The sequence below is a fragment of the Ruegeria sp. HKCCD6426 genome, from assembly GCF_057221115.1.
The window spans coordinates 255,735-267,991 of record NZ_JBWVBF010000001.1; the positions used below are offsets into that span (position 1 = coordinate 255,735).

Here is a 12,257-nt window from a genome sequence, read left to right on the forward strand (position 1 = left end):
GCATTTCAGCCAAAGGTCTCGCCTGACACCATAAAGCGATTGGCCCATGGCGGACGGCACCGAAACAGAATCCCGCAAGCTGCTGGGACGGCTACGTGAAGAGATGGCGAGCGAAGCCGCCGGTCAGGAACGTCTTGACCGGATCACGCATCTGATTGCGGACAGTATTCGGGCCGAGGTCTGCTCGATCTACCTGTTTCGCGATGAAGAAACGCTGGAACTTTGCGCGACCGAAGGGCTGTCGCCTGAGGCCGTACACAAGACCCGGATGCGCATGGGCGAGGGGCTGGTGGGTCGCGTCGCCAATAGCGGCAAAGTGGTCAACGCTGCTGATGCGCCTTCGGCCAAAGGTTTCCGCTACATGCCCGAAACGGGCGAAGAACGGTTCTCGTCTTTCCTTGGCGTTCCTGTGCAGCGTCTGGGCGAAAAACTGGGTGTATTGGTCGTGCAGTCGCGTGAGGCCCGTGAGTTTTCAGCGGATGAGGTCTATGCGCTGGAAGTGGTTGCCATGGTTCTGGCTGAAATGGCTGAACTGGGCGCCTTTATTGGCGAGGGCGCGGCCCTGTCACCGCTCCACCAGCAATCAGTTCTGTTGCGTGGTGGTCCGGCTCAGGAGGGTTCGGCCGAGGGCCACGTCTGGCTGCACGAACCTCGTGTTGTCATCACTAACCCCATCGCCGACGATCCGCACCGAGAGCTTGAGCGTCTGTCAGAGGCAGTGGACGAATTGCGTGTCGGCGTCGACAAGATGCTGGAAATCTCGCAGGACGGCGACAAGGAACAGTTACAGGTTCTCGAAGCCTACCGAATGTTTGCCAACTCCAAGGGCTGGATGCGGCGTATGGAGGAAGACATCTCCCGCGGTCTCAGCGCCGAGGCTGCTGTGGAGATGGAGCAATCTCAGGCCCGCGCCCGCATGAGCCAGGTTTCAGACCCCTACCTGCGCGAGCGGTTGGCGGATCTGGACGATCTCAGCAACCGGTTGCTGCGCATTCTGACGGGGCAGGGCAACGCTAACGGGGCGGATTTGCCCCCCGATCCGATTTTGATAGCGCGTAATATCGGCCCCGGCGACCTGCTGGAATACGGTCGGTCGCTAAAAGGCATTGTGCTCGAAGAAGGCTCGGTCGGCAGCCATGCCACCATTGTTGCCCGCGCACTGGCAATTCCACTGGTGGTCCATGTCGGGCGGATTACGACCGAAGCACTGAACGGCGACCATGTTTTGGTTGACGGTGATAATGGCGTTGTCCATCTGCGGCCCGAGGACACGGTTGTCAGTGCTTTCCGCGACAAGATCGCGATGCAGGCCAAGGCGCAGGAACGCTATGCCTCGATCCGTGAAACCCCGACCGTTACGCGGGACGGATCGCGGATCAATCTGGTGATGAACGCCGGGCTGATGGCCGATCTGCCATCGCTGGGCAATTCGGGCGCTGAAGGTGTGGGTCTGTTCCGGACCGAGTTGCAATTCCTGATCCGCAACCAGATGCCCAAACGCTCGGAGCTGGTCCAGCAATATCAACGGGTTTTGGATGCGGCCGGGGACAAGCGTGTGGTGTTCAGAACGCTGGATATCGGCTCGGACAAGGTTCTGCCTTATATGAAACATGTCGCAGAACCGAACCCAGCATTGGGCTGGCGTGCAATTCGTGTCGGTCTGGACAAGCGTGGTGTGATGCGGATGCAATTGCAGGCGCTGCTGCGTGCCGCCAATGGTCGTCCGTTGACGATCATGTTCCCCTTTGTCGCGCAGGCCGAAGAATACCGCGAAGCCAAGTGGGAAGTGAACAAGACCATCGAGCGGGAAAAGCGTCTTGGCCATGTTCTGCCGGAATCGCTCGAGGTGGGTGCAATGCTGGAAACGCCATCGCTGGCCTTTGCGCCGCAAAAGTTCTTTGATGAGGTGGATTTCATCTCGATCGGCGGTAACGATCTGAAACAGTTCTTCTTCGCCGCCGACCGCGAAAACGAGCTGGTGCGCCGCCGCTACGATACGCTGAATGTCAGTTTCCTGAGCTTCATCGAACGGATTGTCGAGCGCTGCAACATATCGGATACGCCGCTCAGCTTCTGTGGTGAAGACGCCGGTCGCCCGATCGAAGCGCTCTGTCTGGCGGCTATGGGCATACGGTCTCTGTCGATGCGGCCCGCCTCAATTGGGCCGGTCAAAAGCTTGCTTCTGCGGTCCGATTTGCAGGCTGTGCGCAAAATCATCGCCGACGCCCGACACCGCGGTGAGCAATCAGTGCGCCCGGCAGTGATGGATTGGTTGCGTAACCAGGCATGAGGCCTCGGGGACCCGTATTTTTTTGCTTGCAAGTCAGAGCTTGATTTTCCTGATCAGTTTCCCTATCCACGGGGCAATGTTAGCGATAACATGGCCTGAGTTGCCGATGAGGCGGGATAGTCGTGTTAAATTGGATCAGGTGGCCACTGAAGGAGCCCGGCAATGGTTTCACGCGTAATTCCGGTTGATCCGTTCGACCTTGTACTGTTCGGTGCGACCGGCGATTTGGCGCAGCGCAAGATATTGCCAGGCCTCTATCACCGGTTTGAAGTGGGTCAGATGCCGTCAGAGGCCCGGATCGTCGCAACCGCTCGTTCGGAGCTGGACGATGATGGCTTTCGCGAGCAAATCAGATCGTCGATGCGGGATTTTGCTCCCGGATTCGACAAGGATGTTCTGGATCGTTTCTTAAACCGCGTAGAGTATGTTCCGGTCGATGCATTGGGGGATTCCGGCTGGCCCGAGCTTGCCAAGACCTTGCGCCCGGATGTCGTGCGGGCTTTTTACCTTTCGGTAGGTCCCACCCTTTTTTCTGGCATTGCGCAGCGCCTCAATGAACATGAACTCGCCACGCCGGACAGCCGGATTGTGGTTGAAAAGCCTTTTGGCCACGATCTGGAGTCAGCCAAAGCGCTGAATATAGGGCTGCGGGCCTGTTTTGAAGAGCATCAGATTTACCGGATCGATCATTATCTGGGTAAGGAAACCGTGCAGAACCTGATGGCCCTACGTTTTGCCAACTCCTTGTTCGAACCGTTGTGGAATTCTACCCATATTGATCACGTCCAGATCACCGTAGCGGAAACTGTGGGGGTCGAGGGTCGCGGGGCATATTACGACCAGTCGGGTGCGATGCGGGACATGATCCAGAACCATCTAGTGCAACTGCTGTGTCTGACTGCGATGGAACCGCCTTCGAAGTTCTCACCTAACGCGGTGCGCGACGAAAAGGTCAAGGTGATCGAAGCACTGGAGCCTGTTGCCCAGAGCGACATCGCGCGCGGGCAATACAGGGCGGAAAAGGGCGGCGACGGCTATTTCGATCATGTTGGCAATCCGGACAGCCGCACCGAGAGCTTCATCGCCCTTAAGGTTCACTTGGGCAACTGGCGTTGGGCAGGGGTTCCGTTCTACCTTCGTACTGGTAAACGCCTGCGGGCTCGAGAATCCGAGATTGCGGTGTATTTCCGCGATCCGCCGCATACGATCTTTCCCAATGTTGGCCCACTGCGCGGCAACGTTCTGGTCATCCGGCTGCAACCGGACGAAGGCATCACTCTGCGCACCACCATCAAAGATCCCGGCCCGGGCGGTTTCCGCTTGTCCGATGTGTCGCTGGACATGAGTTTCGCCGAGGCGCTGGGCGCGGACGTGCGCGCGCAAGATGCTTATGAACGGTTGGTCATGGATGTCATTCGCGGCGATCAGACCCTGTTCATGCGCGGGGATGAAGCCGAGGCCGCCTGGGCTTGGGTCGATCCCATCATTAAGGGCTGGGAAGAACGCGGAGACCGTCCGGCGCACTACGATCAGGGTAGTTCCGGGCCGGAAGACGCATTGATGCTGATGCATCGCGATGGACGCCGCTGGCGCCAGATTGGGGGTTAGTCATGGTTCACAAGGTCATCAGCGATGTCACTCAGCGAATTATTGACCGCAGCGCACCTCAGCGTTCGCTGCATCTGGAGCGGATGGAGCTCGCCAGCTCTAAAGGTCCCGCGCGCGGCCATCTGTCGTGCAGCGGCCAAGCTCACGCTTATGCGGGTGCTGGCGAAGATCAGCAGGCCATGGTCACCGGCACGGCTGGCAATCTGGGCATCGTCACCGCGTACAACGACATGCTGTCGGCGCACCAGCCCTTCGAACGCTATCCTGGTCTGATCCGCGACGCGATCCGCACCGCAGGTGGCACTGCACAGGTTGCGGGCGGCGTGCCCGCCATGTGCGACGGCGTCACGCAGGGCGAAGCTGGAATGGAGCTGTCGCTTTTTTCGCGCGATGTGATCGCTTTGGCTGCAGGAGTGGCACTCAGCCACAACACGTATGACGCTGCCGTGTTCCTTGGGGTTTGCGACAAAATCGTGCCAGGTCTCGTAATCGCGGCTCAAAGTTTTGGTCACCTGCCAGCCGTCTTCCTGCCAGCCGGTCCGATGACCAGCGGGCTTCCCAACGACGAAAAAGCCAAGATACGTCAGAAATTTGCCGCCGGTGAAGTGGGCCGCGAGGAATTGATGGCCGCCGAAATGGCCGCCTATCACGGCCCCGGGACCTGTACCTTCTATGGCACGGCCAACACCAACCAGATGCTGATGGAGTTTATGGGTCTGCACCTGCCGGGATCCAGCTTCATCAACCCCAACACACCCCTGCGTGATGCGCTGACGGAAGAAGGCGCTCGTCGCGCTCTGTCCCTTAGTGCGCTGGGCAACAATTACACGCCGGTCTATCAGGTTCTGGATGAACGTGCCTTTGTAAACGGCATTGTCGGGTTAATGGCAACGGGTGGTTCAACCAACCTGCTGATCCACCTGATCGCGATGGCGCGCGCCGGAGGGATCGTGCTGGATTGGCAGGACTTTTCTGACGTTTCCTCCGTGGTGCCTTTGGTTGCCCGGGTTTACCCCAATGGTCTGGCCGACGTGAACCATTTCCACGCCGCAGGCGGTCTAGGTTACTGTATCGGTACGCTGCTGGAAGACGGTCTGTTGCACCCCGACACGTTAACTGTGGCGGGACAGGGCCTGCAGAATTACACGAAAGAACCCAAGCTGATCGATGGCGAGCTTGTCTGGCAAGACGGCGCAGGCCACAGCCTGAACGAAAAAATTGTCCGCTCGGCCAAAGACCCGTTTCAGCCGACCGGTGGCTTGTCTCGCCTGACCGGCAATCTGGGGACGGGTGTCATGAAGGTATCAGCTGTTGCCCCGGAGCATCAGGTCGTTGAAGCACCGGTTCGCGTATTCCAGGATCAGGACGAAGTGAAAGCGGCATTCAAGGCCGGGGAATTCACCGACGACGTTATCGTCGTTGTGCGCTTCCAAGGACCAAAAGCAAACGGTATGCCGGAATTGCACTCGCTGACCCCGATCCTGTCGATCCTTCAGGGCAGGGGGCAAAAAGTAGCCCTGGTCACGGATGGCCGCATGTCTGGTGCATCCGGTAAGGTTCCTGCCGCGATCCATATCTGCCCCGAGGCGCTGGACGGTGGCCCTATCGCGTATCTTCGGGACGGCGACGTCCTGCGCGTCGATGCGGTTAAGGGTGAGCTGGAAATCCTGACACAGGGCGTTCTGAGCCGAGCGCCCGCTACAGCCGACCTTTCGGCCCACCAACATGGCGTCGGACGGGACCTCTTTGGCACCTTTCGCAACACTGTCGGCTCAGCCGACACCGGTGCCAGCATTTTCGGAGTTTAAACCATGTCCGCCAAAACCCAGCGCACTCGTGAAATCTGTGCCCTTGCGCCCATCGTCCCGGTTCTAGTCGTGGACGACGCGACACATGCACGGCCGTTGGCCGAAGCATTGGTTGCCGGTGGTCTTCCCGCGTTGGAGGTCACCTTGCGGACCCCGGCGGCTCTGGATGCGATCCGCGCGATGGCCGAAGTGCCCGGTGGTGTCGTAGGTGCAGGCACGCTTGTCACGCCTGAAGATGTCCGTGCCGCAAAAGAGGCTGGCGCTCAGTTCGGTGTCTCGCCTGGCGCGACGGACACCTTGATCGCCGCCTGCGAGGCCGAGGGCCTGCCCCTATTGCCTGGCGCTGCTACGGCCAGTGAGGCGATGCGCTTGCTGGAACAAGGCTATGACATGTTGAAGTTCTTCCCAGCCGAGGCTTCCGGAGGTGCACCCGCGTTGAAGGCGATCGGTGCGCCTTTGCCACAGATCACATTCTGTCCTACGGGCGGGGTATCTCCGTCCAACGCTCGCGATTACCTGTCACTGTCCAACGTCGTCTGTGCGGGTGGCAGCTGGGTTGCGCCCAAGCAGATGGTGCAGGATGGCAACTGGGCCGGGATCGAAAAACTTGCCCGCGAGGCTGCTCAGCTGATGGATTGACGCCGCCCGGTCACGCGCTAGGGTGGGCGACAATTCAAACAGGTTGACCCCATGACAAACCGCATTTCTCTCGCGCAGGGGCGCGAGTATCTGGCAATTCCGGGCCCGTCCGTCATGCCCGATGTAGTGCTGCAAGCGATGCATCGGCCATCGCCCAATATCTATGAGGGCGAGCTGATCGACATGATGCCCGCGTTGACGACCGATCTGCGCCGCGTGGCAAGGACTGAACACAACGTTGCCATTTACATCGCCAACGGGCACGGAGCGTGGGAGGCCGCGCTTTCCAACGTTATCGCCCCGGGTGAGACCGTTCTGGCTCCGGCTTCCGGTCGTTTTACCCACGGCTGGGCCGAGATGGCAGAGGGGATCGGAGCCAAAGCGGAGCCGGTCGATTTCGGGACGTCTGCGGCGTGGGATTTCGACCGGATCGCCGAGGTGTTGCAGGCGGACAACGCCCATCAGATCAAGGCTGTTCTAGCCGTCCACGTAGATACCTCCAGCTCGATCCGAAACGACATCCCGGCGCTGCGGGCTTTGCTGGACGATCTGAACCACCCGGCGTTGCTGATGGCCGATTGTATTGCCTCGCTGGGCTGCGACCGGTTTGAAATGGACGCCTGGGGCGTCGATGTCACCGTTTCCGCCTGCCAGAAAGGGTTGATGACCCCGGCTGGAATAGGCTTTGTTTTCTTTAATGAAAAGGCGCAGGCCAAGCGGGCTGCGATGCCGAGAGTCTCGCGGTACTGGGATTGGCAAACCAGGACAAATCCCGATCTGTTCTACCAGTATTTTGGCGGTACGGCGCCCACACACCACCTTTATGGGCTGCGCGCGGCGCTGGACCTGATCCACGCCGAAGGCATCGACCATGTCTGGGCCCGCCACGCGCGTCTGGCCAAGGCGGTCTGGGCCGCCTGCGAGGTCTGGGCCGAAGGTGGCGCGTTACACCTGAACGTTGCCGATCGCGCCTACCGCAGTCACGCAGTGACCGCCCTGAGGCTGACGGATGGTCGCGGTACGCTTCTGCGTGAATATACCGAGGCCAATCTGGGGCTGACTTTGGGTATCGGTCTGGGCATGGAGGACTGGGATTCCTGCTTCCGCCTCGGCCATATGGGGCATGTGAACGGGCAGATGGTGATGGCTATGCTGGGTGGGACCGAGACTGCCATGGCGGCGCTGAATGTCCCACGTGGGTCAGGCGCTCTTGAGGCGGCGGCCGCCGTATTGGCGGAACAGGGCTAGTTCTGCTGTCGTGCCGTCGCCAGCGCTGTCGGAAGGGCGGCGGCAAACGCGTCCAGATCGGCCTCAGTTCCGCAACTTATCCGGATACAGCGGTTTTGTGGCGCGGCGAACGGCATTCGGACGAACACGCCCTGTTCCACTAGCGCCTCCAGCACTGTCTTGGCGAAATCCCCATCCCGCCCACAATCTATGGCCACGAAGTTGGTGGCCGAAGGCAAGGGATCCAATCCATTTTCCTGCGCGATCCGGCAGATCCGTTCCCGTGCATGAACAATTCGGGTCTGAACCTGAGCCAGCCATTCCTCATCCTGCAACGCAGCCAATGCCCCGACCTGCGCCGCCCGGTTCATGCCAAAGTGATTACGAACCTTGTTGAAAGCCGAAATCAGCCCCGGCGCACCGATTGCATAACCCACCCGAGCACCGGCCATGCCGTAAACTTTGGAAAATGTCCGCATTCGGATCACACGCGGGTCATCGGCTTCGATCTGGGCCGCGGTTCCGTCGGGGGCACATTCCACATAGGCTTCGTCCAGTACCAACAGGCATCCGTCTGGCAGGGCTTCCATAGCAGCCACGATATCCGCACCGGGATGCCAACTGCCCATCGGGTTGTCGGGATTGGCGAGGTAAACCAGCTTGGCATCGACCTCGACCGCTTTGGCAAACAGTACGTCCGGGTCTTCATGATCGCCGGAATACGGGACCTTATGCAGCGTGCCGCCAAATCCCGCCACGTGATAGTTGAAAGTCGGATAAGCGCCCTCTGAGGTCACGACCGCATCACCCGGTCCAACCATCAGCCGAACCAGATAGCCCAGTAAACCGTCGATCCCTTCTCCAACCACAACATTCTCGGATGCAACACCATGGTATTTCGCCAGTGCCTGGCGCAGATCATGGTTCTCTGGGTCACCATACATCCAAATGTCGCCAGCAGCTTGACGCATCGCCTCAATCGCACGGGGCGAAGGGCCAAACACGCTTTCGTTCGCACCTAGCCGCGCCTTGAATGGCGTACCGCGTTGGCGCTCTTGCGTTTCCGGGCCGACAAACGGAACCGTGGCAGGCAGGGAATGGGCAAGCGGGGTGTAGCGCGGATCGGTCATATGCGCAGATAAGCGTAGTGGGCAGGGTTGGGCAAGCGCCCCGTTAGTCGATCTGCCCTGACGTCGCAGTGGAACTGCCACCACCTTTCAGGGCATGGTTGCAGAAACAGGATCTTGGAGGCCCGCATGGCGCGCGTATCTGTCGATTACAAGGACCACATAGCCCACGTAACATTGACCCGGGGCGACAAGATGAACGCGCTGGATGACGCCATGATCAAGGCGCTGCTGTCCGCCGGGCAAGAGGTCGAGGCCTCGGATGCCCGGGCCGTAGTACTGTCGGGTGAGGGTAAAAGCTTCTGCGCTGGGCTGGATATGGCGAGTTTTGCCAAGATGGCCCATATAGACCCGACCGAATGGCTGATGACGCGCAGCCACGAAGATGCCAATGAGATGCAGGAACTCGCCCTGATCTGGCGGCGAATTCCGGTTCCGGTGATCTGCGCCATTCAGGGCGTGGCCTATGGCGGCGGTCTGCAAATCGCGCTGGGGGCTGATATCCGTATTGCACATCCCGAAAGCAAACTCGCAGTGATGGAGATGAAATGGGGCATCATCCCAGACATGGGCGGCATGGTCCTGCTGCCAAAACTGGTGCGGTCTGATATCCTGCGCCTACTAACCTATACTGCGAGACCTATCGGAGCGGCTCAGGCGGCGGAATGGGGGTTGGTCACGAAGCTTTCGGACGATCCGCTCACCGAGGCATGGGCTTTGGCTGAAGATATTGCTGGCAAAAGCCCCTCGGCCATTCGCGCAGCGAAGCGCGTGATCGAAGTCGCTGAGGTGAAATCCCGCGCCGACGTGCTTTTGGAGGAATCTGCCGAACAAGTCGAACTGATCGGTAAGCCGGATCAGTTGGAAGTCATTGCTGCCCAATTGCAGGGTCGAAAGCCCGAATTCAAATAACAGCTCTCCCGTTTTGGCGTGTTACTGTTTGATGTTGCATATTTTTCCCCGCTCACTGTAGTTGACAGGCTGCGACAGGCGCGGTGAAATTGCTGTCATTACCGCAGCAAGTAAATGTGTGCGAAATAACGCACAAAACGAATAGTTTGGCGGCATTTGGCGCAGGCTTTTTCCTTTCCATTGCAACCCCGGGCATCGCTGGCGACCGGGCAAGCCATCGGAAACATCAACCCAGCTGTTCTGAAACAGGAACGCGACAAGCTGGACGCCATAGTTCAGGTGGTGCTGTCGGAACAGCAGAGGAAATGCTATGGATCAACGGAGTCATGGCGGGCGTCGAGGATATTAGTCGCACCCGCGACTTGTTTGATCAGGAGCTGGAAAAATTTGGATGGCCGCCGGAAATAACGGCGCTTTCCGTCGGATTGCCGGAGCTTGTCGAGGAATACCTAAAATTCCTCGCCGACGAGGACCTGATTGAAGATTTGGAAACGGTCAGGAATTTAGCGTATGAACGGATTTACGAATTCGGTGGGCCCTCATTTGATGACCTGCAAAAGCTGAAATCCAATTTCGAGAATTTGGTTGAGCTGGATGAATATTCCAAAGTGGATTTGCTTGACGGTCTCACACTGACCGGCGACCCGGCCTTCTTGACTGTGTATGAGAATACAAAGGTCGAGCGTGGCGAAAGAGCGACCATGGCAATGGTGACCTACCAGTTCGTAGCCGGCGAACCTTCAGAAGCGGTGGGATATTTTCAGGAACTCAGGCCGCAGACCTCAGGACAGGCATTGCGTGGGTTTGCCGATCTCACTCTTCCCCGCAAGGGCACGCGACGTGCAATCGGCAATGAAAACCCTAACCAAAAGCTCTCTGCTGGCCAATAAATCCGTAATTCAAAGCACCCATAGCTCTGACCAGGCGGAGGCCATCGAACTCGCGATTTATGGGGAAAAATCTGGCGTCTTGTTAATGGTTTCGGGGGTTTTGCAATGAACCTCTGGAAGTTGACCAGTCTGAATTTGTGCTGAGCACGGCTACCGCATAAAGGCCCGCCTTGCGTCGCGTGCCATATTGTACCGCATCTCAAGATCGGCCAGCCGTGCCATCGTGGCCTTGCGTTCCTCGGGATCACTGAGGTTCGCATAGTGTTTTCGGGCGGCATCCAGCTCCTTCTTGATCTGGAACTCCTCGGGCAGAACTCCGGCCTGGGCCATGATCCTGTGACCTGCCGCCAGCGCGGGATCGGTCTGAGCCTCGGATGAACGGTCGGGCAGGGGTTGTCCTTCGCCCTCCAGCCCCTCCAGTTGGCCTTCAGCCTGCGCCTTTTTGATCTGGCGTTCGATCAGTTTTCCCAGTGATCCAAGCATGATTGCATTATACTTCAACGTTGTGGCTGGTGATAGTGCTCAACGAACTCGCATGGTGACAAGATAGGCAATTCCGCCCGCCGCCAACCCCCAGACTGCAGCGCCAAGCCCAAAGACTGTAATACCAGAGGCAGTGACCGCAAAGGTCAGGATGGCGGCCTCGCGTTCAGCAGGAACCTCCAGTGCCGCAAAGGTGGCGTTTGCCATCACGCCAATCAGCGCGATGCCAGTGAGAGTTCCCATCAGCAATGGGTCGGCATGCGTGGCAAAGCCGGTTATTGCAACGGCAAAAACACCGAACAGGCAGTAGAACACTCCTGCCATAATCGCCGACCAATAGCGCTGGGTCGGATCCGGGTGGCTGTCCTCGTTCGAACACATTGCAGCCGTGATAGCGGCCAGACAGGTTGCAGGAGCGCCGAACGGGGCGGACAGGATACTGGCCCCACCGACCGACGAGAACAGCTTGCCGGGGTTGGGTGTGTAGCCAAAGCTGCGCATCACCGCGATGCCGGGGATGTTCTGGGTCGCCATGGTGACAATAAACAACGGTATGCCCAATCCGATAGCCGAGGCCAGTGAGAAACTGGGCATCGTCCAGACCGGGGCGGCCAAGTACTGTGCCGGACGTACCGAAGCGTCGCCCGCACTGAAGATGACGGCCAGTGCGGCAGCAACCACCGCAGCCGGAACTGCTAACAAGCGGTTGAACTGTCCTGCGATGAACCAGGTCAATATCACGGGAAGGGCCTGCCACGGTAACTCGGCGGCTGCTTTAAACGGAACGATGCAAAGCGGCAGCAAGACACCGCCCAGCATCGCCTGCGCCAGTGTTGTCGGAATTGCGGCTGCCAGCCGTCCGAGAGGGCGCCACAGCCCGGCAATGACGGTTAAAGCCCCCGCGCAGAGGAACGCGCCGATTGCGCCTGAGAACCCCTCGGCCGGTGTCGCCGAAACTGCCAGCAGTGCAGCACCCGGCGTGGACCATGCGACGCTGATAGGTTGACGGTGCCAAAGGCTGAGAACGATTGCGGCCAGCCCCATGGCAATTGCCGCCATCATCAGGCCCGAGGCCGATTCAGCCGGGGACGCGCCCATGGCGGTCAGCCCTTGCAGGACAATGGGAAAAGAACTGAAGAACCCGACAACTGCTACGACCAGCCCGGTTGAGACAGTTTGCATCGGTGGAAATGTCTGCGCCATCAGGTCCTCGGGTGTTGCCACCCGCACTTGCTAACAACCGCAAGCGGCTGTGAACAGGGGCAAATGACTG

Annotated in this window: 10 protein-coding genes; 7 read left to right on the forward strand and 3 right to left on the reverse strand. The window is 59.1% G+C overall.

Translation table 11 applies throughout. From position 1 onward, the window contains the following. Nucleotides 1-46: 46 nt before the first annotated feature. The 5 genes from ptsP to AC2TDA_RS01270 all read left to right on the forward strand — a co-directional run bounded on the left by ptsP (nt 47) and on the right by AC2TDA_RS01270 (nt 7,593). A complete protein-coding gene (ptsP, locus tag AC2TDA_RS01250) occupies nt 47-2,290 on the forward strand; it encodes a phosphoenolpyruvate--protein phosphotransferase (RefSeq protein ID WP_480878424.1) in 2,244 nt (747 codons plus the stop codon). A 162-nt stretch (nt 2,291-2,452) separates the two neighbouring features. After that, complete coding sequence (gene zwf / locus AC2TDA_RS01255) at nt 2,453-3,898, forward strand: glucose-6-phosphate dehydrogenase (RefSeq protein WP_480847627.1); 1,446 nt, start codon at nt 2,453-2,455, stop codon at nt 3,896-3,898. 2 nt (nt 3,899-3,900) lie between these two features. Beyond that, nucleotides 3,901-5,706: a phosphogluconate dehydratase gene (edd, locus tag AC2TDA_RS01260; RefSeq protein ID WP_480878426.1), complete on the forward strand. Its 1,806-nt coding sequence runs from the start codon at nt 3,901-3,903 to the stop codon at nt 5,704-5,706. 3 nt (nt 5,707-5,709) lie between these two features. Then, nucleotides 5,710-6,345 carry a bifunctional 4-hydroxy-2-oxoglutarate aldolase/2-dehydro-3-deoxy-phosphogluconate aldolase gene (locus AC2TDA_RS01265; protein WP_480878429.1) on the forward strand — a complete coding sequence of 212 codons (636 nt, stop codon included), beginning with the start codon at nt 5,710-5,712 and terminating at the stop codon, nt 6,343-6,345. Nucleotides 6,346-6,396: 51 nt separating this feature from the next. Continuing rightward, nucleotides 6,397-7,593 (forward strand): pyridoxal-phosphate-dependent aminotransferase family protein, encoded by a 1,197-nt coding sequence (locus AC2TDA_RS01270; RefSeq protein ID WP_480878430.1) that lies wholly within the window; start codon nt 6,397-6,399, stop codon nt 7,591-7,593. Here AC2TDA_RS01270 and AC2TDA_RS01275 read toward each other — a convergent pair. Then, nucleotides 7,590-8,702 (reverse strand): pyridoxal phosphate-dependent aminotransferase, encoded by a 1,113-nt coding sequence (locus AC2TDA_RS01275; protein WP_480878432.1) that lies wholly within the window; start codon nt 8,700-8,702, stop codon nt 7,590-7,592. The genes AC2TDA_RS01270 and AC2TDA_RS01275 overlap by 4 nt on opposite strands. A gap of 126 nt (nt 8,703-8,828) precedes the next feature. On the opposite strand from AC2TDA_RS01275, the gene AC2TDA_RS01280 reads away from it, so the two are divergent. Next, on the forward strand, nt 8,829-9,611 hold the full coding sequence (locus AC2TDA_RS01280; RefSeq protein WP_480878434.1) for a crotonase/enoyl-CoA hydratase family protein: 783 nt from the start codon (nt 8,829-8,831) through the stop codon (nt 9,609-9,611). An 83-nt stretch (nt 9,612-9,694) separates the two neighbouring features. Continuing rightward, on the forward strand, nt 9,695-10,501 hold the full coding sequence (locus AC2TDA_RS01285; protein ID WP_480878435.1) for a hypothetical protein: 807 nt from the start codon (nt 9,695-9,697) through the stop codon (nt 10,499-10,501). A 150-nt stretch (nt 10,502-10,651) separates the two neighbouring features. Here AC2TDA_RS01285 and AC2TDA_RS01290 read toward each other — a convergent pair whose 3' ends face one another. Next, nucleotides 10,652-10,984 (reverse strand): DnaJ family domain-containing protein, encoded by a 333-nt coding sequence (locus AC2TDA_RS01290; protein ID WP_480847621.1) that lies wholly within the window; start codon nt 10,982-10,984, stop codon nt 10,652-10,654. A gap of 39 nt (nt 10,985-11,023) precedes the next feature. After that, nucleotides 11,024-12,187, reverse strand: a complete 1,164-nt coding sequence (locus AC2TDA_RS01295; protein WP_480878437.1) for a benzoate/H(+) symporter BenE family transporter — start codon at nt 12,185-12,187, stop codon at nt 11,024-11,026. Between the last annotated feature and the right edge of the window lie 70 nt (nt 12,188-12,257).

Bases quoted from the DNA above. Each gene is read 5' to 3' on its own strand.
- AC2TDA_RS01275 (WP_480878432.1), bottom strand. From the start codon at position 8,702: ATGACCGATCCGCGCTACACCCCGCTTGCCCATTCCCTGCCTGCCACG.
- AC2TDA_RS01290 (WP_480847621.1), bottom strand. From the start codon at position 10,984: ATGCTTGGATCACTGGGAAAACTGATCGAACGCCAGATCAAAAAGGCG.
- ptsP (WP_480878424.1), top strand. From the start codon at position 47: ATGGCGGACGGCACCGAAACAGAATCCCGCAAGCTGCTGGGACGGCTA.
- AC2TDA_RS01295 (WP_480878437.1), bottom strand. From the start codon at position 12,187: ATGGCGCAGACATTTCCACCGATGCAAACTGTCTCAACCGGGCTGGTC.
- edd (WP_480878426.1), top strand. From the start codon at position 3,901: ATGGTTCACAAGGTCATCAGCGATGTCACTCAGCGAATTATTGACCGC.
- AC2TDA_RS01270 (WP_480878430.1), top strand. From the start codon at position 6,397: ATGACAAACCGCATTTCTCTCGCGCAGGGGCGCGAGTATCTGGCAATT.
- AC2TDA_RS01265 (WP_480878429.1), top strand. From the start codon at position 5,710: ATGTCCGCCAAAACCCAGCGCACTCGTGAAATCTGTGCCCTTGCGCCC.
- AC2TDA_RS01280 (WP_480878434.1), top strand. From the start codon at position 8,829: ATGGCGCGCGTATCTGTCGATTACAAGGACCACATAGCCCACGTAACA.
- zwf (WP_480847627.1), top strand. From the start codon at position 2,453: ATGGTTTCACGCGTAATTCCGGTTGATCCGTTCGACCTTGTACTGTTC.